This window comes from Kitasatospora sp. NPDC048715 (genome assembly GCF_043198905.1).
In the GTDB taxonomy this organism is placed as follows: Bacteria; Actinomycetota; Actinomycetes; order Streptomycetales; family Streptomycetaceae; genus Kitasatospora; species Kitasatospora lactacystinica.
The window spans coordinates 17,039-38,858 of record NZ_JBICVH010000037.1 but is presented as its reverse complement, the minus strand read 5'-3'; the positions used below and the strand labels follow the sequence as shown (position 1 = coordinate 38,858).

Here is a 21,820-nt window from a genome sequence, read left to right as displayed (position 1 = left end):
GTTCGGTGCTGCTCTCTTCGGGGTGCCGGCGCTCCGCACCGGCGGGCCCATGACACCCCGTCCGGGCTCGGTCTGGGCCGTATTTCTGCTGGTCAGTGGGGGTTTTGGCGCACTTCGTGCGCCTGGCTGACTGGGAGGAGGGGGTGGGTCCTAGCCTTCGTCGCCGCCCTCCCGCCCTGCGATGGGCACGGCCCACGCCCCGACCACCTGACTTCATAGTGTCACGACATCCTTCGGCGACACAAGACCTGTCCTCCCCGGCCATCACTCCTCGTAACAGGTTTAGACCACATGTAGTGGTCTGAACCTGTCTGCCCCGATAGGGCCCCGCATTTATCGGAGAATACCCGTGACCCTGTATCAGAATTCCGCCGTCAGCAAATCCTGCCGCACCCGCTACCCCCGCCCCGGTATTCCCCCGGAGAATGCATCACCCGAGGCCCTGTGCAGACCCAGGGAATCCGCCCCCACGTCCCCTCAGAACGCCACCGGAAAGGGCCCGCTGACGATATGGCGCGGAATTCCGGTGCAACCATAAACTCCGCCCCCGAAAGCCCTATGCGAAAAGCCCATCAAAAACCGCCATGGAAAACCCCCATAAGCCGGGCCGGTACCGAGCAGGCCCCGGCGCAGCACGGCGCCGCCTGCGGGCCGGCGGAACGGCGGGACGGGCGACGAGCGGGCCCCGGCGCCACCCCAGGACCCGGGCGCCGGGCGCAGCGCTGTGCCCGGCGCAGGTGTCCCGGACGGCGGCGAGCACGGCTTCCCAGGACGGCCCCCGGCCCCGGCCCGGACAGGCGGGCCCGGGACCCACGGGCACGGCCTGGGAACGGCCCCGCCGGCCCCTTCCACCGCAAGATCTCGGTCGACCGGGCGGAGCTGCCGCCCCGGCATCAGGGCGGCGGCGAGCAAGCCCCCGGGACGGCACCCCGCGCCCGGACAGGCGGGTGGCGGGAGGTGCAGCAGGGGTCCGGCTCGGCGACGGGGCGGGCGGGCCCTTCGCGGGGCTTCGCCGGCGGCGTGGTTCCCCGGGGGGTCCGGCGTCGCTGTGGTTGGGTCGAGCGGGACCTCGCCGCGGCGGCTTCGGCTGGCTACGGCCGTAGGTCGACACTGCGGACCGGCGACGTTTGAGGAGCGCACCCCCCATGCCACCGAGCTTCCGTCGGGTCACCGACTGCGCCGAGACCGCCACCCATTCCACGACCCGTTACAGCAGCCACAAGGTCCGGCGTGCCGAGTACGTGGTCTACGCCTGTGAGTGGCACAGCATGAGTCTCACCAGTAGCCGATACTTCGGCTGCCGCCACAATCTGCATCGGCTCGCCGACGACGACCAGCAGCGGCGCGTGTGCGGGACCATGCTCGACCACCGTCCGGCCGACCGCGTCGTCGCCGACCACTTCCGTCTCTGGCTCATCGCCGGGACGCCGGTGGTGGACGGCCAGGTGCAGCGGTGGCGCGACTGGGCCCACCGGCTGCGGGGGACCTACGAGGCCCACTACCTCGGACACGGCGACCCCGAGGTCGCCGCGCACCTGGACCTCGCCCTCTCGGTGGCCGAGCGCGCGCAGGTCGGCGAGCACACCCCGGAGCAGCTCGCCGCCGTCCTCGACGCCCTGGCCGCCGCCGAACACGCCTTCCTGCAGGCACTGAAGGACATCTGACGTGGGCGACACCACGCCGAGCAGGACCAGGACGAGCAGGACCAGGACGACCGACTGGTCCACCGCACCACAAAACCGGCCCGACGACGGGCGGGCGGGCCGGGCCGGGCCGGTCTTGCGGTGCGGTGGAGGCCGGTGGGACGGCCCAGCAGGCGGACGCACGACGAAACCAGCGGCCCCGCACCGACCCGAACCGCCCGACGCGTGTCAGTCGCGCGCGGGGCCCGCTGTGTGCTGGTCCGGGTCAGGCCTGGGCGGTGAGTGTGTGCTGGTTCTCTTCGCGCCAGATCAGGGAGATGTGGCGGGTGTCGTTGTGGTCGGAGATGTCGGCGGTCGCCGAGGTCACGGTCACGTCGGGCAGGCCGGTCACCTGGACGCGGGCCAGGGCGGCGTCTTGCAGGGGCACCCAGGCGGGCGGGGTGGTGTAGCCGCCGAGCTCCACCAGGCCGTCGGCCCGGCGCAGGTGGGCATCGTGGAGGGTGACGGTGGTGCCGTCGGGGAGGGTGAGGGTGGCAGGGGGTTGGGCCGGGGGTTCGTAGTGGCCGATCTTGCCGTGCCGGTAGAGCCAGCGTTCGGTGTCGGCCGGGTCGAAGTGCGGGCTCTGCTCGGTGCCGGCGACGGGGTGGGGGAAGTCGGGGTGGTGGCGCCAGGTCGTCACGGCGGCGCGGCCGACGCCGGCGACCCGGGCGATGCGGGTCAGGGTCGCGGTCGGGTCGGGCCACAGGAGCGGGTCGGGCACGGGGTCTCCGGGGGTCGGGGGCTACTGGTGGGTGCGGCGGTGGCGTCCGGCGGGGCGGGCCGGGCCGGTGAGCGGGGGCAGGTCGACGGCGGCGGGGACGTCGACCAGGGCGGCGACGTCACTCGTGAGCGTGCCGCAGGACGGGCAGGCACCCGGAGCGGCCAGCACCCCCGGCCCGGCCAGCACCTCGAACATGCGCAGCGTCCGCGCGCACTCGGCGCAGCCGAGCGGGCCGGCACCCAACTCCGGGTGCACCCGCACCCGGTCGAACCCGAAATCGTCGCTCACACCCGAATCAACGACGCGACGGTTCGCGGAGCACGGGGCGGGCGAGAGGCGCTCCAGGGGGTCTGTGACGGCCCGTCGGAGCCGCGGCGGGCGGAGGGCAGGAACGTCGTACGGAGAGGCCGTGGAGGGCCGGGACGGGCACCGGGGCGGGCACCGGGGCGGTCGGCCAGGACGACGGGCTCGTCCTGCTGGCGGCCGATCGGGGCAGCCGGCCTTCGCCGGACGTGTACCACCGCCACGGCCCGCCCCCGGCGGACAGCGCCGCCCCGGCCCCGGCGCGACCGGCACCGCCGGACGCCACCACCACACCGGCCCGCCGCAGGCGCCGGGCCCTCGACGACCGCCCCACCCCGTCCACCACCAGGCAGAAGAGGGGCTCAGGAGAGGATTGTCGGACGTCCCGAACCTTGGTGAACGGGCTCTGACCTGCGGCAACGCGAACAGTGCGCCGTCGGTGGGGGGCTCACGTCAGGACCCACGTCAGGACCCAGGGGAGGAGCCACGTCGGGACCTACGTCGGGACCCACGGGAGGCCGGTCGGGGGCCGGACTCCCCGCCCGTAACCGGCTCGGCCGGCCGGGGGTTGGGCCGGTCATGACGAACCTTCTCCGCTTCCCCGGCCCGGTCGGCCCGGAGCCCTCGGTCTTCGCCGTCGAGCGGGCCGCCTTCGCCGCCCAGGCACAGCCCGATCCGGGGCGGCGGGCCGAGGACGAGCGGGGGGAGAAGGAGCAGCGTGCCGAACTCGCCACTGCGGCGGGGGCGTCGCGTTCCCGGGCGAGGGCCGGCTGCGGCCCGCGCGTGCGAGCGCCGCGCCGGTCGCGCGACCGGGGTCTCCGCGGGCCGTACGGGACACCCGAGGTGCTGCTGCTCTCCCGGCCGTCCGGGGCGTGGAGAGGAGTAGTCGGCGTTCCGGGGATGGGTTGTCCCGCGCGCTGACCAGCACGGACACGGGACAACCGGGGCTGTCCCGGAGCAACCTCCGGAGCAACGCCCGGGGCAACCTCCGGAGCAACGCCCGGAGCAACGCCCGGGGCAACCTCCGGGGCAACCACGGCCCGTGGCCGGACGGACCCGGCCCGGGACGACGGCTTCGTGTCGCCGCCGCTGACACTTCCTGTCGCCGAGCGCTGACATCCCGACGTCGCTCCGCAGGCGGCCGGCACCGCCGGACGCACCACGGAGAGGACAGCCCCGCAGGGTGGGGCCCCCGCCGTTCAACCGCACACCCCACCCACCATCCACACCCGGGACCAGGAGAAGGGCAGCACAGAGGGGGTTGTCTGATTTTTCGTGATGTCTGACAGGTGGTCTGACCTGCGCTGATGCCCGATCAGTCGGGAGAGGGACGGGGTACCTGCGGTGGTACCTGCGCTCGTGCCTGCGGTGGTGCCTGCGGTGGTACCTGCGGTGGTGTCTACGTGGCCGGGCGGACACGGCTTGAGGCGGTACCGGGGCCGCCCGGTGGCCCGGTGGCCCGGGACGGGACCGCACCGCAAGACCGGGGCGAACGGGGACGGGCGGGACGGCACAGACGGGAGGCTGGCGAGCAGCATCCGGTGCGACCAACACCGCCGAACGGCGGCCGGGACAACGGGCCTGGCCGTGGCCGGCGCGCAGGCGCCGGCCACGGCCAGGGCTCAGGGCAGTCGGCGGAACCAGTCCGAGACCGTGGGCCGGGGAATTCCGAGCTCGCGGGCCCTAGCCGAGACTGTCTCCCCTCGCCGGGCAAACGGCGACGAGTGCCGACGCATCATGCCGCGGGCGCTCCCGTTGCATGTCGGTCGCCGTCCTGACCAGGCCCCCGACTGGAGAACCGGCCAGGGGTCCGTGGTGACTGAGGTACCGCCGTCAGTCGCAGGTATTGATCAGTTGAGGTACTCGTAGAGATCGAAGCGATCTCCCGCGTACGGGCCGCGGCACTGAACCTGACGACCAGTCTGCGCTTTGTAGATCTCGGCTTGCACGTTGCAAGTGCTCCGCCCGTAAACGGAGATTCCCGTGTACACCCAGATGCCTGTGATCGTGAATTCAGACGTACTTGCGGCAGGCGTCGCCTGAGCCGCAGCCGGCACAAGAAGTGCCGAGGTGGCGGCAAGGACAGCAGCAGCCGTTACAGCTATACGCATGCGCATCGTTTCCCCTGGTTTCGAGTCGACTGGTGCTTCCGAAGTGCCATTCGGGCCGAACTCGACCCTTCGTCCGAACAGTCGACGAGCCAATTGGCATGGTCAGCCAGCCTAGCGTTACACCTCAACCATGAATAGCGCTCATTCGGCCATCCTCGAAAATCCCGTCCACAAAGGAACTTCCATCCCAGGAATACTCTATTGTCTCGGAAATATCACCTGTCAACGGCGATTCGAGAAGCCGCTATCTGAGTCCGGGCCATACGTGGCTCGGGACGGACACGGCCGGCAGCACCGGGGCCGCCCGGTGGCCCGGGTCGGGACCGAGAGGCGGGACCGTCCGGGGGCGGGTCTGGGAGGCTGGTGGCGGCGCTCGCCGCACCACCATTGCCCGCGGCGACGCGCCGTCCACGTCGCAGGCCCCCACGCCCATTCCCGGGCGTGGGGGCCTGTTGCGCGCCCGGGCCGGGTGCTACTGGCCGGTGGACGGGGCGGCGGCGGCCATGCGGCGCAGGAGGAGCAGGAGGCGGTCGGCGGTACCGGGCGGGGTGGGGTGGCGGTGTTCGCCGGTTCGCGGGTCGAGGTCGGCGCGCCAGGCGGTGACGGCGTGGCGTGCGGCGCGGACACGGTCGGCGGGCAGCGCCAGGGCGGGGAGCTTGAGCCGGTCGAGGGCGGCGCGCAGGGGATCGAGGTCGCCGGGGGTCCAGATCACGACGGTGCGGTCGGCGAGCAGGGCGCCGAGGTCGTCCAGGGCCGGGCCGGGGTCGAGGGCGCCGGCGGGGGCGCCGGGGGTGCGGGGGCCGGTCAGGCGCACGGTGCGGTCGTAGAGGGTGGTGCCGGTGCGGTCGACGGCGACCAAGCGGGCGGCGGCCGGCGGGCGCGGCGTTCCGGCCGCGGTGGGCTCGCCCGGGGTGTAGTCGACGTGCAGGACGGTCAGGTCCTCGTCGTCCAAGAGGCGGACGGCGCGGGCGGCCGCGTCCTGGGCGGCGGCGTGGGCCTCGGCCTGGCGGGTGCGCAGGCGGGTGATGTGGGCGCAGGTGCCGCACAGGGCCCGGCCGTCGCCGGGGGCGGGGGTGCAGGGGGTTTCGGGGTGGGCACCGCAGTCCTGGCAGGTGCGGGTGTTGGTGGTGCGGCGGGCGGCGGCCGCGGCGAGCTGCGCGGCGGTGGCCGCGGTGGGGACGGACTCGTGCACGTCGTAGAGGTCGAACTCGCCCTTCACGGGGGTGCGGGTCTTGATGGTGGCGCGCACGGGGCCGGCGGGCTGGCGGGGGAGGTCGAGGGCGGCGAGCTGGGTGGTGGTGCGCAGGTGGGCGGGGACGGCGCCCCACCAGTCGTAGGTGACGGGCTGCTGTTCCACGTGCTGCTCCCTGGGTGAGGGTTCGGCGGGGTTCGGTGGCCGCCACCGGGTGGTGGCGGCCGGTCGTGCGGTCAGAGCCTGCGCGGCTCCCGGGCCGGGGGCGGCGGCGGGGCGGGGGTGAGGGACTGGTCGAGGGTGCGGGTGATCTGGTGGTTGCGGACGGCGCACTCGGGGCCCCGGTCGAAGGCGACGACGTAGGGGAACGGGGTCGGGTAGCGGCGGACGCGGGTGATGACGCCGAGGGCGCCGGCCGGGACACGGGCGTAGACGCGGGCGTCTTCCTCCCAGTACTCCTCGGCGGCCAGGTCCTCGTCGATCCACGTCGCGCGGATCGGCTCCAGCAGCTCGACCCGGTCGCCTTCCTCCAGGCGCACGTGGGCGGTGCGGACCTGGGCCTGGTAGCGCAGCAGCCGGGCGAACGCCCGCTCGCGCTCCACCGGATCGGCGAGCGCGCCGGGGTCCAGGAGCAGCACCGGCGGGGCACTGGGCGTGCCGGCGTTGGCCGGGGAGCGTTGGGGGCCCGGGCCGGTCGTGCCCTGGGCCGGGGCGGGTACAGGGTGGGTCGGCACGCGGTCGGCGGCGCGCATCAGGCACCGAGGCCGATGTGGGAGACGTACTGGTAGGCGCCGTAGTCGGAGTCGAGGTCGGCGATGACGTCGTCCCAGATCTCTTCGAGCTTGTCGGCGTCGCCGGTGGTGAGGGCGTCGACGGCGTCGTCCCAGACGTAGCGGACCTGGACGGTGCGCACCCGGATGTCGCGGCGGCGGGGCTCGTCCACCAGGGTCTGGTCGATGGGGTGGATCTCCATGCGGGTGCCCCGGCCGTCGCGGTTGAGGTGCGCCTTGAGGATGGCGGGGTTGTTCAGGACGTTGGCGGCGCGCAGGTTCCAGTAGGCGGTGTCGATGGCGTCCTGGTTGGCGGGGCGGGGGTGCTGCTTGCCGCGGGTCCAGGCGCGCAGGGTGTCGGGGTGGGCGGTGATGCCGGCGTCGGCGAGGGCCTGGTGGCCGCCCTTGTGGGTCATCAGGTAGCGCATGCGGGCGGTCAGGCCGCGGCGGGTGGACGGCGGGGACTTGATGCCGCCCTCGATGATCATGCGCTCCAGGACGTCCTCCAGGGCGCGGCCGAGCGCTACTTTGCCGTGGACGTTCCCGCGGTCGAGATCCGCGCCGTACTTTCCGAAGTTCTTCCAGCCGTCGGTTGACATCAGGCGCTCCTGTTCCGGGTGCGGGGCAGGGTGTACTGGTCCTTGAGTTTCAGCTGTGTCGTCAGGCGGCCCTCTTCGAAAACACCTCCGTGGGCTTTTCGCCATTCGCCGCCGGTGACGTGGAGTTCGTCGGTTCCGCGCAGCGCGACGACGGTGAGTCCGGCCTTGTGGGCGCGCTGGGACTTGTACCAGAGATTCGCGAAGGCCTGCGAGCGGATGATGTGCATCCAGTCGGGGCGGCGGATGTCCCTGTTGTAGGTGGATTCGCCGATGGTGGAGGCGAATTTCGCGTACATGGCCTTGACGTACTTTTCGGTGATCGTGTCGCCGTCGGCGATGGCGTTCTCGCGGGCGATGGTGAGGACGCGGCGGAACTTCTCCAGCAGGCCCTCGCTACTGCCGGACGTCCAGGCCTCGGTGATGTGCGGGGCGTCGGTGAGGCCGAGCTTGTGGCAGCGGATCAGCAGCCGCACCGTGGCCTCGTCCAGGAGCACCGGCCCGGCCTCGTGGCGGTTGCCGATCGGGTCGGGCAGGTGCGGGTGGTCCCAGGCCGGGCGGGCCGGGAGCAGGTAGACGCCGGAGCGCTTCGGGTCCCAGCCGCCATCCGGGCGGTGGACCAGGGCGCCGATCGGCAGGTGCGTCTTCAACGCGCTGCAGTAGGCGGCGTTGGTGTCCAGGACGTCCACCGTCACCGGATCGGCGCCGGCCGTCAGCCGCGCCATCAGCGGGGCGTTCTCCCACTTGTGGCGCCCCTCCCAAATCTCGTCCGCACCGGACCGGGTTTTCTTCGACAGGAATTCGAGGCGCTCCGGATAAGCGGTGTGCTCGTACGCGGCGCCGACCCGGGTCGCGTCGAACAATTCCATGGCGGCCGGAATGGCCTTCTTCTCCAGCGCCTTTTCCGCCGCTTCCAGGTCGCCGTCGTGCTCCTCCAGGGCCCGCTCGACCGCCGAGGTGATCATGTCGAGGTAGTAGCCGAGCTCGCGGCCGGTACCGGCGTACTCACGGCTGCGGGCGGTCGGGCCCGACCGGGGCGCAGCGGACGACGCCGAGGCCGGGGCGGCGGCGGCCGGGGCCGGGGCGGCGGCGGCCGGGGCCGGGGCCGGGGCCGGGGCCGCGGGCACCGCGCCGGGCGCAGCGGGCACCGGGGTGGTGGTCGGGGCGGCGACGGCGTCGGCCTGGTCGACGCCGGCGGCCGGGGCGGTCCCGGGTGCGGGGGCGCACCAGCCGCCGAGGTGGAGCGGGCGGCCTGCGATCCGGTGGGTGACGGGCCGTCCGCACTGCTCGCACGGCACTGCGGGGTGGAGGGCGGGGGCGCCGTCCGGGCCGCGGTCGTAGTCGGCGCTGGGCTTGCCGACCAGAGCGGGGTCGACGGTCAGCTGCTCGGCGGTGGCCGCGGACACGGCCGGCTCCGCCATCGGAGCCGGCTGGTGTTCGACGGTCGGGGCCGGGAGCGCGGTGGGCTCTGCCATCGGCACCGGGGCGGCGTTGGCGGCGCCAGCCTCGGCCGGGACCGGGACCGGGACCGGGACCGGGGCCTCGGCGGCGGGGGCGGGGGCCGTGGGGCCGACCGGGGCGGGGCTCGGCGGAGCGACGGCGGGCTGCTGCACGGCGGCCGGGGCCTCCGGGTCGGCCGGAACGGGGGCGGAAGCAGCGACCGAAGCGACCGAGGCGGCCGGAACAGCGGCCACCGGGGGCACCGGAGTGGGCGGGGTGGACGCGCCCGGGACGGCGACCGGCACCGGCGGCACTTCGACGGCCGGAACGGGCACGGCGGGCGCGAAGGTGGCCGGCACCGACGGGGCCGGGGCGGCGGTGCCGGGGGGCCAGGTCATGGACTGGGCGGCGTGGGTCGGCCCGGAGAGCAGGTCCAGCGGCCCCATCCCCCAGTGGCCGGCCAGGACGTCGACCTCGTCCAGGGACCAGGACTGGGCACCGGACTGACGGCGACTGACCTTGTCCTGGGTCAGCCCGACCGCGGCGGCGAGGTCACGCTGGCTCTCCCCGGTGCGCTGCCTGATCGCGGCGATCGTGAGCCGCAGAGTTTCCAACGTACTGAGCGTCATGCAAGCATCCTATCCATCATTGATGGAGATATTCCATGAATTACGCACGAGGTCACTCTAATGAGTGACGGGGCGCAGCGGGCACGTGCGACCCGGGGTGCGGGCGGGCCGCTACGGGGGCCCTGAGGGCCTGTCACCGCTCCGCCGGACCAGGGGCCCGGCGGAGCGGTGATCGCCCGTCAGAAGGGCGCCTGGCCCGCTTCCTGACCCGCGTAGGCGGGGGCCAGGGCGTCCAGGTACTCCTGGTGCCCCGTCCAGATGTCGTGGCAGTCCTCGCACCGACCGTCTCGGACGGCATCGCGGGAGCAGCCGTTGGCGCCCTCAACGCAGCCACCGGGCCGGGTGGCGCCGGTGGGGTGCGCAAAGCGGGCGATGGTCCGCGCCAGGGCCGCATCGGACTCGGCCTCGGCGTTGTCGGCCGGTGGCACGGCCTGGCCCCGCTCCCGGTCCTCGCGGCGGCAGCGGGTGCACTGGCCATGCAGGACGGCAGGGCTGTCGCAGTCCTCGGTGGAGCACTGGGTCAGGGCCGCCCTGGCCGCCTTCGCGGCGCAGGTCGGGCACAGGCCCGCCGGCGCCTCGGGCGCGGCCCGGTTCTGGCAGTCGGCCCCCGCGCACAGCCCCCACGCCGCGACCTCGCGTTCGGTGCGCTCGGTCAGGCAGGACGGGCACAGCGTTCCGGCGACCGTCACCGGGTACCCGCAGGCGGGCCGACCGGGGCAGCCGGGGCAAGGGTGGTCCACCACCGCACGGGACTGCGCGGGCACGGTCGGCGCGGGCGCGTCCTGCCCGGGCAGGACGCCCGGCGCCTCGGGGATCAGGGCGATCCGGTAGGCGACCACCGCGTCGGCGTTGCGCACCGGCTCGTTCTTCGGACTCGTCGTCACCGACGCACGCAGGAACTCCACCGGCCAGCCCGCCGTCAGCCGTCGGTCCAGGGCCGCGCCCTGGTCCCGCAGCGCGTCAACGGACACCCTCAGCTCGGGCATGGCCACGCCGATCTCCAGCAGCAGCATCATTCCCGCCGACGCGACCGGCGCAGCCGGAGCTGTCGGAGCCTTCGCCCCCGCGTCGGGTTCGCCGGCCTGCTCCTGGTCCTGCTGCTCGATCTCGCCGCCGTCCGTCCGTCCGTCCGTGCCCGCGTTCGCGCGCGCGTCAGGGTCAGAACTGGAGGGAGGGAGGGAGGGGTTGCGTGGTTCTCGATCTGGGTTCTTGGCTGGGCTATAGACATTGGGCGTCATGGGTGACGCCAGGGTGGCTTCACCCATGACGCCAGGGGTGGCATCACCCATGACGCTACCCCCCTCTTCCTGGGGTGGCTTCACCGGTGATGCCACCCCCTCCTCGGGTGCCTCGGCCTTCTTCTTCCGGCCGCCCTTGTGTACGTAGCCGGCGGCCTTCTTGGCTGCGACCCGATTCGCCGTGAGCCGCTTCGCCACGTCGGCGGCCTTCTCGCCGGGGCGCAGCGGATCCACCCAATCGCCCCGCCAGAACAGGGCGTCGTTCAGGTGGTAGATGTTCGCGTCGTTCACGGTGGGGTTGTTCGGGTCCTTGCGTTCCTCGACCCGGAACAGGCCCGCGCACTCGCCCTCGAACGCCGTGCGGTCGAGCGTGCTGAGCGAGGTGCCGAGCTGCCGCGCCAGTTCCGCGCGGTAGGGCTTGCCCTTCTCGGTGTCGCGCGAGCCGATGTCCGCGTAGGTGACGAGGATCGTGTACAGGGTGCGCAGGTTCGTCGTGTACCGGTCATCACAGACCCACTGCGAGACGACCTGGCCGAACGGCAGGCCTCCGCCCCGTCGAACTTCAGGTGCCAGGCTCACCGCGCACCGTCCTGGGGGGTGCGCCGAGCGGTGACGTGCGCCGGGGCGCCCGTCCGGGGCACGTGGATCCCGTCCGTCGGGGTGGTGTCGGTCACGCCCTGTGGCGCGCCGAGGGGGGTCTTCCGTACGCTCATGGGAGAGCGCACCTCCGTTCCTAGCGGGCAGGTGCTTCTCCGTCCGGGGGCAACCGGGCGGACGTGCGGGCCCCGTCTCTGACGGGGCCTGTTGCGTTTACACAGCGATTACCGACTGGGTGCCGCAGATGGCGGCGGCCGGGCGTACGGCCGGCAGCTGTCGCACGGCGTGGGTCGGACCCATCAGCAGGTCTGGCACGGGCACGCCGTAGTGCGCGGCGAGCCGGTCGAGGTCGGCCAGCGACCACGACGACTGGCCGCGCTGCTTGCGGCTGACCTGCGGTTGCGAGAGGCGCACCCCCGCCGCGAGATCCTCCTGACGCTCGCCGGTGGCGTGCAGTAGCGCGGCGATGGTTGTCCGCAGCATGCCCTCTGTAGTGGACGTATGCATGAGTCACATCCTGCATTCACTGGGGGAATTCAGGGAAGCGCCCGCCGGAATGATCACCCGGACGGCTCCAGGTGTCGCCGGGCTGGAGTGGTGGGCCCTAGGTGCGCGGCTTCTTCGCCGGCCTCTTGGGCCGGATTTCCAGTCCGGCGTCGGCGAACCATCCGTACATGGTCCGGGGGGAGACGCCCGCCACTTCCCGGATGCGACTTCGGTTGGTGCCGACCTGGGCCGCTTCGACGGAGGCCCTCTCAACCCTTTGAGTCAGCCGGGCGACCAGGGCTTCTGCCCTGTCGCGCAGCTCTGCGGCTGCTGCCACGCGCCGTAGGGCCTGCGCGTGCTGCTCCTCTGGAATCTCGACCATGTGGGGAGCATACGGCAACGCACCATCAGAAACGATCCTTGTATCCAATGGTGGTTTGTGTCATGGTTGCTCTGCACCCAGAAATGGGAGCGGCCCCGGGCCGGTGTTCCACCACCATGCCCGAGGCCTGACGGAGCACCACTCTCTGACAAGACCAGAGGAGGCGATCCGCTGTGTCGGATCGTATCGTCCCGGGGGCGTTGTCCCCCGATCAGCCCACCCCGGCGGCACCGCCGGCGTCCCCGACCCCGGCCTCGGAGCCGACCGTCCCCGCCCCGGCGCAGCTGCGCCAGGAGGTCGCGGACCTGTCGGAGCAGATCGACCGGCTGCTGTCCGGGGGTGCCTGATGAGCTACGCCGGCGGCACGTCCGTGCCCACCCCGAAGCCCGCCCCGAAGCCGAAGGCCGCCGCGGCCGCCTTCGTCTGGCGGGCCTTCAACCCGACCCAGCGCGACAGCGCGCTGACCGTCACGGCCGCCGTCCTGCTGGCGGTGGCCGGGGCGGCCGGGGCCGACCGTCTCGCGCAGCAGCTGGCCGCGCCCTTCTGGGCGGAGCTGGCGGCGGCGGAGACGGCCGCCGTCCTGGCGCTGGTCCTCGCCTTTGGGGTCCTGGCCCCCTGCGGCGAGGACGACGTCGACACCGAGGGCGGTGTCCGATGAGGCGCCCGACCATGCTGACCGCCTGGGTCAGCGCGCAGCACGAGGCGTGGCAGTACGGCTGCGCCGCCGCCCGGCTGACGGACCCCGAGGCGGCGGAGGACGCCCGTCTGCTGCGGGACGCCGCGCTGGACCTGGCGGAGGAGCGGCTGGACCTGGCGCTCGGCCGGGACGGGGGCGACCGGTGAAGCACGGCATCGACCTGCTGGCCCTGATCCTCGCCGTGACCCTCGGCGCCTGGTTCGTCCTGATGCTGATCCTCAGCGCGATCTTCGGAGGTGCCCGATGAAGTACCGCACGACGACCCGCCGGGTCCAGGCCGTGCACCCGGTGACCGGGACCCCGATCACCCGCACGGAGGAGGTCCGCACGCCGGTCCTGCCCCGCGACTGGGACCGCGTCGCCCTCCGGGCCGTCGTCGGCCTGGTCCTGGCGCTCACCCTGGCCGCGATCACCTGGTCCACCTACAGCATCGGCGAGTTGCTCGCCGGTGGCATCGGCTACGCGGCCGCCGCCATCTTCGATGCCGCGTGGGTGGTCTGCCTGCTGCTGGAGTGGATGTCCCGCTACGAGCCGGACCGGCGGGCGTTCCCTCGGAACCTCGGCTGGTGCCTGCTGGTGGTGACGATGCTCGCCATCGGCACCCACGGCGTGAGGGAGCAGGACAGCTACGCTGCCGCGATCTTCGGTGCCGGGGTGTCGCTGTTCGCCAAGGTTTTGTGGCTGGGGGTGCTTGCCCACATCCACCGGGATCTGTCGCCGGACGACCAGGCGCTCATCGAGGTCGAGCGCTCCCGCGCCCACACCACCCTCGCCCTGTCCTCGACCCGTCGCCAGGTGGCCCGGGTCGAGGAGGCCGCGGCGTTGGAACTGCTCGCGATGGAGCAAGCCGGGTACGCGGTGCCCGAGGCGATGCCGATCGCCGAGGTCGTCCCCGCCGGGCCCGCCGTCCCGGCGCGGCCGGCCCCGACCCGGACGGAGGCGACGCTGGACCGTGCGGTGGAGGCGATCCTCTCCGACACCGCCGGCGGCGACAGCGAGGTCGGACACGAGGCCGACCGCGCCATCGGCGCCGCCCACACCGACGGCTGGGCGATCCGCGAGATCTACGACACCGCCCGCCACCGCCGCCGGGAGGCGCTGGAGGACCTGGTGTCCGTCTACGTCGCCGCCGGGCCCCGGCTGCGCTCCGGTGACCTCACCCCCCGGGAGGTCACCGAGGACGCCCGCGATCTGATCGACCGGGCGCAGCGCTACGGCTGGTCGATCGAGCAGATCGGGGAGGCGGTCCGGGCGGCCGACCCGACGGCCGGACGCCCGTCCGGACGAGTGCAGGAGGCGTCCGGACATCCGGATGAGCCGGTATCCGGCCAGGTCGCGGGCGGTGGAGTGCGGGGGCCCGTCCGGACGGGGTTCGAGGCGCCGGAGCGGCCGGAGCCCGAGGAGCAGCAGCGGTCGGAGCGGCCGGCGGTGCGGCGGATGAGCCTGGCGGCGGCGGTCGAGCTGCTGATGGTCCAGGCCGGGATCACCGAGCGCGAGCAGCTGGAGAGCATGCTGCCGAGCATGGTCGGTGCCCCGTTCCGCCCGGAATCGTTGGACCGCGAGATGCGCAAGCACCGCTGACGGAATCCGGAATCTGACCCTCAGTCAGACATCCAAAACGGGTGCAGCCTTCACTCCGCGCGGGTGACAATCGGCACCCATCGTGATCAAGGCACTACCGCCCGGCGGGCCAAGGTTCTCGGCCACCGCCCGCCGGGCGTCCCTCCCACAGATCAGGAGGCACAGCCAGCATGACGACCAACCAGTTGACCGTCCAACCGCACGCGGTTTCGACCGGTGCGATTCAGCCGGACGACGTCGACCCCGGCGACTCGGTCTACTTCGCGCCGCCGCAGGATGCCGACCGGGACGACGCCGCCCCGGCTCCGGAGATCCCGGCCGCGTTCACCGGCCTGCCCGCCATCCCCACCGTCGCCGGTCTCGCCGGTTCCGTCGCCACCGCCGGCGGCGTGCTGGGCGCCACCGGCCTGCCCGGCATCGTGACCGCTGTCGCCCTGCCGGGACTGGGCACCCTGACCGCCGGTGCGGTTCTGATGGCCCGTGCCCGTCGGGCCCGGGCCGTTGCCGAGGGCCGGCGGATGCCCGGCGGCCGGTGGGACCGGGATCCCGCCTTCGGGGGCCGGGGCCGCGGCTGGGACCGGTTGTCCGGTTCGCGCCGCTGGGGCCGGGGCGCGGCCTACGCCGGTGCAGCGGGCACCGGGGCGGCCCTGCGCGGGACCGGGTCGGGCCTGCGCGGCACCGGGTCGGTCGGTCGGACCGGCACCGTCCTCGGCAGTGGCGCCGCCACCCGGGGTGCGGCCGGGGGCTCGGCCGGCCGTGTTCCGGGCGCCCGCACCGCCGAGCAGGGCGGGTCCGCCGCCCGACGCGCGGCGGCCCGGGTGGCCTCCCGCGCCGCCGCCCTGCCGGGCGTGCGCGCGGCCCGCCAGGCGGCGGCCGCATCCCCGGCCCTGGGCCGCGTGGCCGCGGCCGCCGGTTCCGCGCGCGGCACGGTCGCCGCCGCAGCCCGCCGCACCGCCCAGAACCCGGCGCTCCGTCAGACCGCAGCGGGGGCCCGCGACCAGGCCTCGGCGGCCCGCTGGAAGGCCCGTGAGGCCACGGAGACCGCCCGCGCCCGGGCCGTCGAGGCCCGGGAGACCGCCCGCACCAGGACCCGCGACGCCCGCGACTCCCGCCGCGAGCACCGCGCCGCGACCGCCGTCCAGCGGGCGGAGAAGCGCGCCAAGAACTGGGCGAAGGCCCGCCGGATCACCATGCGGGTGCTGGCCAGCGTCCCGGTCGCCGCCGTCGGCATCGTGGGCACCGCGCTGGGCCTCGTGTGCGGGATGGCGCGCAACACCGTCGCGCTGTTCAACAAGGACGTCTCGTTCAACGGCAGCACGGTCACCTGGGGCTGGCGTTGGGCCAAAGCGCTGTGGCAGATCCTGAACGGGCGCATGACCCTCGGCGAGTTCGAGCGGCTCATGGGCGTCGACGACCCCGAGGACGACACCGACCAGCCCGAGGCCTCCGGCGCCGGGTCCAGCGAAATCGAAAACGAGGAGGGACCGGACGTGTCCGTGTTCGCGAAAGAATGCCAGCAGGTGGCCGAGGCGTACCTGCGCTACTCGCCGCCGTCCATGATGGCCGTGGCCGCCGAGTACAAGGGCCTGCCCGGCGCCTGCCGGAACACCGCCGACGCGCTGTACGCCCTCGCGGAGAACACCTCCGGCGTCTACCCGGCCGAGAAGGGCACGGCCGACCGCATCGAGGCGCTCGCCGACCAGCTCACGCGCATCGCGATCGCCGCGGACGAGATCTACCCGAAGTTCACCACGCTGCACGCCGAGGACCTGCGCCGCTTCGACGCGCCCCGCAACGGGTTCAGCGGCGAGCGGATGTGGAACATCGGCGGCCGCCCGGGCGAGGGCGAGGCGGGCATGCGCCCCTCGGTGATGGAGACCGCGGCCGAGGCCGTGGCCACCACCTACTCCCGCTACGCCCCGCCCAGCATGATGGCCGTCGGCCGCGAGTACGAGGGTCTGCCCACCGGCCTGGAGGCGCTCGCCCAGGCCGTGGGCGCGCTCGCCGCCAACTCCGAGGCGAACTACCCGGTGGCCGACGCCGTCACGGAGATGGTCGGCAACATCTACCGCCTGCTCGTCCAGGCGGCCGCCCAGGCCTCCTCCGTCACCCCGGGGTTCCGGCGCGACCACGCCGCCGACATCGCCCGGCACGAGGAGCCCCGCAAGTCCACCGAGGCCGAAGCGATGTGGAACGTCTGATGGGGACCCAGACCATGACCAAGAAGAACACCCCGGCCGCCGCCGCTCAGACCTCCCGGCTGCTGGACCACTCCTCCGGCTTCACCCCCGCCTCCGCCGCGTTCTGCGGCGCCGTCGGCGCCTCCGGCTTCGCCACCATCGGCTACGACGCCGGTCTGCCCCCGCAGGCCGCCCTCCTCCTGGGCGCCGCCGGCGCCGCCGGCCAGCTCGTCCGCGAAGCGCGGCGCGACTCCTCCACGCAGGCCCGCGTCGTGCGTTCCGGCACCTGGCTGGCCGCCGCCGGATGGTCCTCCTGGGTCCTCGCCGAGGGCCCGATGGACTGGCGCATCTGGGTCTCCCTCGGCGCCGGCGCCCTGTTCGCCGGCCTCGCCGGACGCACCGTGCAGAACACCGAGGGTGCCGCCCTCACCGCCCGCGCCAATCGCCAGCTGCTCAAGCGCCGCCAGGCGGTTGCCATGCAGTGGAACGAGCTGATCCCCAAGGTCTCCAAGCTGGAGGGCTGCAAGATCACGGGCGTCACCGAGTGGCCCCACCAGGTCGGGTACAGCGTGCAGGTGGAACTGCCCGCCGACGGCACCGAGGTCAAGGACCTGGCCGCCCACGCCCCCCGCTTCGCAGCCGCGCTGCGCCTGCGCCGCGGCTGCGGCATCGAGATCGTGACCGGACGCGACCGGGGAACCGCGATCCTGCGCGTGACGACCAAGGACGTCATCCGGGCCGACATCCCCCTCCACCACGACTTCTCGCCGCTCAGCGTCAACGACACCTTCGACATTGGCCGCTACCGCAACGGCAAGGAGACGCTGGTCCAGATCCGCGAGGAGTGCGGCGTCCTCACCGGCCAGACCGGATCCGGCAAGTCCAATGAGCTCAACGTGATCCTCACCCGGCTGATCCGCCAGCGCGACAACGTCGTGTTCGTCATCGACTTCACCGCCAAGGCCGCGACCCCGTTCCTGCGGCCCTGGGCCCTCACCGGACAGTGCGCCCGCCCGGCCATCGACTGGGTCGCCACCACGCCCGAAGAGGCGCTGATGATGCTCACGTTCGCGATGCAGGTCATCAAGGCGCGCGGCGCCGGCTACCAGGACCTCATGGCGCGCGAGAACACCGACCTGATCATCCCCCGCCCGACGCTCCCCCAGATCACGCTGATCGTGGACGAGTTCGGCACCCTCCCCAACGGCCTGGCGGAGCTGGTCCAGCAGATCAGCGACACCGGCCGCGCCGCCGCCGTGCGCACCTTCGTGTGCACGCTGCGCGGGACCATCGACTACCTGCCGTCCGGCATCAAGAAGCAGGCCCGGCTGCGCATCGGAATGCGCGTCACGGACGTCGGCGAGCTGGACCAGCTCTTCGACTCCGGGCGCCGAACCGTCGATATCCAGGATGCCCCCTACAAGGGCTCCGGGTTCGTCTCCTGGGAAAACCCCTCGCCCCGCCCTTTCAAGGGCTACCGGGTCAAGCCCAACGACCTCATCCAGGCCGCCATCGCCACGTCCGAAATCCGCCCGGATATGGACTCCCTGTCGGCCGGGGTCGACGCCGGAAAGCTCTACGCCGGGCGCTGGGGCAGGACCCTTCCCCAACTTTTCCCGGGAAAGAAGCTCACGACTGCCGCGCAAATGGCCTACGGAGGGCAGCCGACCGCCCCCGCCGCCGAATCAACGCCTGCGGGCGACGAAAGCACTGGGGTGCCTCACATTCCCGCCACCGCCCCCGGCGTGGAACCCCTCACCCCCGACGCGGTAAAGGCGTACATGGCCGCCAAGCTCGCCGGGGCCACCGCCCCGCAGCCCGCGCCGGAAAACCCCGCGAATTCGGCCGGGACCGCCCCGGCCGCCGCCCCGCAGAATCGCCCCCTGCCCCCGCCGGTCCCGCTCCGAAAGGACCCGCAGGAACGCTGCATGGAGCTGATCATCGAAACCCGAAACGAGGGTACCGGCGCGACCGTGCTGGAGAAGCAGCTGCGGGCCGAGGAATACCCGACCACCCGCACCACCATCCAAGGATGGATCACCAAGTGGGTCGTCGCCGGCGAGCTGGCCCGCGAGGAGCGGGCCCCCGGCCGCGTCCTCTACGTCCACAAGGCCTACGCCACCCCGCTCCCCCCGCTCCCCACCGAGGGGCGCGGAGAGTAACCGCGTGTCGTGTGGTGTCGTGTTGTCGTCCCCGGAAAGGGGCCTGTTTAGGGCCTCAGAGGGGGTCTGGCACCGCGACACCACACGACACGACAGCACACCCGGTCACTCTCTGGAATCGCTGCCGCGCCCGGCCTCTCCCCGAACCGCCCCGCGGGATCCCCCCACCGGGCCGGTCCCGGGAGGCCGGGCGCGGTTGCCGTCCGCTGGCCTGTCCCCGCCGCGGCGGGCACGGAATCCCCGCCCTGCTGTACCGGGGCGCGCGGCAGTCCTGCATATGGAAAGGAACCGGAAATCACCCCATGGTTACCGTGGAAGTTCACTACACCCCGCCGGGCAAGGGCGACGAAGAAAGTATTCGTCTGGAATTTCAGGCCGCTCCCGGAGCCCGTGTCGTCCTCCGGCTGAAGGATTTCGAGGACGGGCGGCTGGCCGTCCCCGAGAACGAGGAAAGAAGCGGCTGCTGGAAGATGGCCGCGCGCAAGATCGTGGCATCGTCCGGGGTCGATGTCTGGTTGAGGACGTCGGAAATTCGCGATCTTCTGAACGCGGATGGAATTGTCGTCCATCGGTCCACTCTCTCAATCGAATTGGGGGCGATGGCAAAACGGGGAGAGATCCTTCGGCGAGGGGCCGGTGGGCATACCGAATACGGTGCGCTCCTCGGAGGGACCTCGCCCTCGCTGCCGGGCGATTTGCCCAGGGGCGCGATTCCCGGCGCGGCCTGGCTGCCGCAAACAAACGAGGCGATCTGGCGGGCCGGGCCGGTCGGCCTCAAAATCGCCGACATCGCGGCCAGAATCGGGCGAGACCGCAAGACCATCCGCCCCGTTCTACAAGCCTGTGCCGATAGCGGCTTGCTGGTCTATCGGGAGAACGGGCCGCACTCGGCCTACATTCACCCGGACCACGCCTAACTCGGCGGTCCGGAAGTCGTTGGACAAGGCAGTCCCGGCGGCGCAGACCGACGGGCCGACCAGGAGGAGCAGCACACGATGGCCAACCGATTTGAGGGCGCCCGAGAGTCGGCCCGAGCCCGGGCCGAGCGGGTGTGGAAGGGGGTTCGGGAGGCGGTCGCCGACAGCGGCGGCCCGGTGGTCATCAAGAGCCACGCCGGCACCCCGCCCGAGGCTGCTCCCGGGGTCGTGCCCGGGCCCCGTTCGTCGGGGCGTCGGGGGGTCGAGTTCTCCCGGCCGTCGGGTCCGGCCGAGACGGTCGCGATGGTGGTCGGGATCCTGGTGGCGGTGGCGCTGGCGGCGGGTCTGGTGTGGGGCGCTGTGTGGCTGCTGGTGGCGTTTGTGTCGTGGGTGGCAGGCCTGCTCGGTGCCGCCGGGACCGGGCTGTGGCACCTGCTTCAGGCTGCCGACCGCGCGGTGACGCCCGATCTCATCCGTTTGGGCGGCTACCTGTCGGGGCCGGTGCATGCCTGGCTGGAGCGCCACGCCGGCCAGCTCCCGTTCTCGGTGAAGTCGATGTTCGGCGGCTGGTGGGCGCTCGGGCTGTTCGTGTGGTGGCGGGCCCGGCGCAAGCGCGGCGCCGGGGTGCTGGCCTTCGGCGTGTGGGCGGGGGCCACCCTCGCGGTGATGTGGGCGGGCGCGGAGCCGGAGGCGCGCACGGCGACGCTGGCGGTGGCCGCCCTGGTCGCGTCGCTGCTCGTGTTGCCGCTGCTGCCGTACGGCCTGTTCAGCTCGCACGTCACCGTCGAAGCACCGAAGGCGCCGGCGGCGAAGCCCGCGGTCGAGGCCGGGCCGGTGGTCCCGGCGCCGCGTCCGGCCTGGCTGGCGGAGGCGGTGCGGGTGGTCGCCGCGGTGCCCGGGGGTCTGGCCCCGGAGGCGGTGGCCGTTCGGCTGGGGCGCAGCCGGGACGAGGCGGTGGTGCGGGCGGTTCTGCGGGGTGCGGCCGAGCGCGGTGAGCTGGCGCATCGTGAGGTCTATGTGCATCCGGACCACACCTGACCAGGTGTGATGTGAGGGCGGGTCGACGGGCCCCGGGGATTCCCGGGGCCCGTCGCCGTGTTCGGGGTCGTCACCCGTCTGAGGGAATGTCAGGCGGCCCCCTTGCGCGACTGTGCGCATCCGCGCACACTCTGTGTTGTGCGCAAAAGCGCACAGCACTTGGAGGTCTCATGATCACGATGGGCGAAGCCGAGGACTACCTCGGCCACGTCACCGACGCCCTGGCCGTCGTCGGACTGACGCCCACCACCACGAACATCCCGGACACCGACGAACTCGCCGAGGACGGCATCCCCGCCACCCCCTCCGCCGTCCTCACCTGGGACGCCGGACACCCGAGCATCAGCGCCGCCCTGTTCGGCGCCGGCCTGCTCGCCGCCTGGTCCTCCGAGACCGGCTGGTCCCACGCCGCGCTGCGCCCGGACGGGTCCAACCAGCCGCGCACGGCGCTGGACCTGCCGGTGTTCGCCGAGCCGGGACGGATCGCCGCCGTCCTCGCCCGCGTCGCCCTCGGCCAGGACGGCGACGTACCGGTCCTCGTGCTCACCGACGGCACCCGGTACGGCTGGCACCGCCAGCTCGTCTACGGCGACGACCCGGCGGGCTGGATCGCCCACGCCCGCGACGCCGGATACCTGGAGTCCATGCTGGCCGCCCTCGGCGACCCGATGGACCACGCCCAGGTGCGAGCCGACGACCTGGAGGCGGCCGAGCAGCTGCGCGCCGTCTCCTGGGCCGTCGACCGGCTGACCCACCGCCGGGACGCCCTGATCGTCGCGCTCAAGGGGCGCGGCCTGAGCTGGGCCGAACTGGCCCGGCTCACCGACGCCGACGAGCCCGACCCCGCGCGCCTGCGGACCAAGGTGCGCCGGCGCCACGAAGCGGGCCAACGCCGCGCGGGGTTGCTGCCCCAGGACGAGCACGGCGCCGCGACCGAGGCCGTGTTGATCGGCCAGATCATGGCGGCCGTCCGGCGCGGCGACACGGCCGCCGCCGACCGCCTGGTGGAGCACCTGTTGCGGGAGTCGGTCGACCTGGCCGCGACCGAGGCCCGCGTCCAGGCCGCGATCAGCCAGGCCTCCCGCCCCTGACCATCCC

General features: G+C 73.2%; 20 protein-coding genes. 10 read left to right on the top strand and 10 right to left on the bottom strand.

Annotated elements, in window-relative coordinates:
* Positions 1–1,145: 1,145 nt before the first annotated feature.
* The gene (locus tag ACGFSC_RS42700) at positions 1,146–1,664 is read left to right on the top strand and encodes a hypothetical protein (RefSeq protein ID WP_359915548.1); all 519 of its coding nucleotides are present in this window, start codon (positions 1,146–1,148) and stop codon (positions 1,662–1,664) included.
* A gap of 244 nt (positions 1,665–1,908) precedes the next feature.
* Here the strand turns inward: ACGFSC_RS42700 and ACGFSC_RS42695 are convergent, their stop codons facing one another.
* From ACGFSC_RS42695 to ACGFSC_RS42650, 10 genes are all read right to left on the bottom strand, one after another.
* Positions 1,909–2,403: a hypothetical protein gene (locus ACGFSC_RS42695; protein ID WP_359915550.1), complete on the bottom strand. Its 495-nt coding sequence runs from the start codon at positions 2,401–2,403 to the stop codon at positions 1,909–1,911.
* Positions 2,404–2,424: 21 nt separating this feature from the next.
* On the bottom strand, positions 2,425–2,691 hold the full coding sequence (locus ACGFSC_RS42690; protein ID WP_359915552.1) for a hypothetical protein: 267 nt from the start codon (positions 2,689–2,691) through the stop codon (positions 2,425–2,427).
* A gap of 2,598 nt (positions 2,692–5,289) precedes the next feature.
* Complete coding sequence (locus ACGFSC_RS42685) at positions 5,290–6,174, bottom strand: hypothetical protein (RefSeq protein WP_359908715.1); 885 nt, start codon at positions 6,172–6,174, stop codon at positions 5,290–5,292.
* A gap of 71 nt (positions 6,175–6,245) precedes the next feature.
* The gene (locus tag ACGFSC_RS42680; RefSeq protein WP_359908712.1) at positions 6,246–6,761 is read right to left on the bottom strand and encodes a hypothetical protein; all 516 of its coding nucleotides are present in this window, start codon (positions 6,759–6,761) and stop codon (positions 6,246–6,248) included.
* A complete protein-coding gene (locus tag ACGFSC_RS42675; RefSeq protein ID WP_359908709.1) occupies positions 6,761–7,378 on the bottom strand; it encodes a hypothetical protein in 618 nt (205 codons plus the stop codon). Before ACGFSC_RS42675 ends, ACGFSC_RS42680 begins: the two co-directional genes overlap by 1 nt.
* On the bottom strand, positions 7,378–9,444 hold the full coding sequence (locus ACGFSC_RS42670) for a helix-turn-helix transcriptional regulator (protein ID WP_359908706.1): 2,067 nt from the start codon (positions 9,442–9,444) through the stop codon (positions 7,378–7,380). The genes ACGFSC_RS42675 and ACGFSC_RS42670 overlap by 1 nt, the downstream gene beginning before the upstream one ends.
* 179 nt (positions 9,445–9,623) lie before the next feature.
* Positions 9,624–11,261, bottom strand: a complete 1,638-nt coding sequence (locus ACGFSC_RS42665; protein WP_359912074.1) for a hypothetical protein — start codon at positions 11,259–11,261, stop codon at positions 9,624–9,626.
* Complete coding sequence (locus tag ACGFSC_RS42660; protein WP_359912077.1) at positions 11,258–11,395, bottom strand: hypothetical protein; 138 nt, start codon at positions 11,393–11,395, stop codon at positions 11,258–11,260. The genes ACGFSC_RS42665 and ACGFSC_RS42660 overlap by 4 nt, the downstream gene beginning before the upstream one ends.
* A 97-nt stretch (positions 11,396–11,492) precedes the next feature.
* Complete coding sequence (locus tag ACGFSC_RS42655; RefSeq protein WP_359912079.1) at positions 11,493–11,786, bottom strand: helix-turn-helix domain-containing protein; 294 nt, start codon at positions 11,784–11,786, stop codon at positions 11,493–11,495.
* 97 nt (positions 11,787–11,883) lie between these two features.
* Entirely contained in the window at positions 11,884–12,147 is a 264-nt protein-coding gene (locus tag ACGFSC_RS42650) for a hypothetical protein (RefSeq protein WP_359912082.1), read from the bottom strand.
* A gap of 200 nt (positions 12,148–12,347) precedes the next feature.
* Between ACGFSC_RS42650 and ACGFSC_RS42645 the strand changes: the two genes are divergently transcribed.
* The 9 genes from ACGFSC_RS42645 (at position 12,348) to ACGFSC_RS42605 (ending at position 21,813) form a co-directional block, all read left to right on the top strand.
* Positions 12,348–12,494, top strand: a complete 147-nt coding sequence (locus ACGFSC_RS42645) for a hypothetical protein (protein WP_359912085.1) — start codon at positions 12,348–12,350, stop codon at positions 12,492–12,494.
* Positions 12,494–12,805, top strand: coding sequence for a hypothetical protein (locus ACGFSC_RS42640; protein ID WP_359912088.1), 312 nt, complete (start codon positions 12,494–12,496; stop codon positions 12,803–12,805). The genes ACGFSC_RS42645 and ACGFSC_RS42640 overlap by 1 nt, the downstream gene beginning before the upstream one ends.
* Entirely contained in the window at positions 12,802–12,990 is a 189-nt protein-coding gene (locus tag ACGFSC_RS42635) for a hypothetical protein (RefSeq protein WP_359912091.1), read from the top strand. The genes ACGFSC_RS42640 and ACGFSC_RS42635 overlap by 4 nt, the downstream gene beginning before the upstream one ends.
* A 97-nt stretch (positions 12,991–13,087) precedes the next feature.
* A complete protein-coding gene (locus ACGFSC_RS42630; RefSeq protein WP_359912093.1) occupies positions 13,088–14,425 on the top strand; it encodes a hypothetical protein in 1,338 nt (445 codons plus the stop codon).
* A 170-nt stretch (positions 14,426–14,595) separates the two neighbouring features.
* Positions 14,596–16,626 carry a hypothetical protein gene (locus ACGFSC_RS42625; protein ID WP_359912096.1) on the top strand — a complete coding sequence of 677 codons (2,031 nt, stop codon included), beginning with the start codon at positions 14,596–14,598 and terminating at the stop codon, positions 16,624–16,626.
* Positions 16,626–18,767, top strand: a complete 2,142-nt coding sequence (locus tag ACGFSC_RS42620) for a hypothetical protein (RefSeq protein ID WP_359912099.1) — start codon at positions 16,626–16,628, stop codon at positions 18,765–18,767. The genes ACGFSC_RS42625 and ACGFSC_RS42620 overlap by 1 nt, the downstream gene beginning before the upstream one ends.
* Before the next feature lie 302 nt (positions 18,768–19,069).
* On the top strand, positions 19,070–19,684 hold the full coding sequence (locus tag ACGFSC_RS42615) for a hypothetical protein (protein WP_359912102.1): 615 nt from the start codon (positions 19,070–19,072) through the stop codon (positions 19,682–19,684).
* A 303-nt stretch (positions 19,685–19,987) separates the two neighbouring features.
* Positions 19,988–20,722, top strand: coding sequence for a hypothetical protein (locus tag ACGFSC_RS42610; RefSeq protein ID WP_359912105.1), 735 nt, complete (start codon positions 19,988–19,990; stop codon positions 20,720–20,722).
* 170 nt (positions 20,723–20,892) lie between these two features.
* A complete protein-coding gene (locus ACGFSC_RS42605) occupies positions 20,893–21,813 on the top strand; it encodes a hypothetical protein (protein WP_359912108.1) in 921 nt (306 codons plus the stop codon).
* The last annotated feature ends 7 nt before the right edge of the window (positions 21,814–21,820 follow it).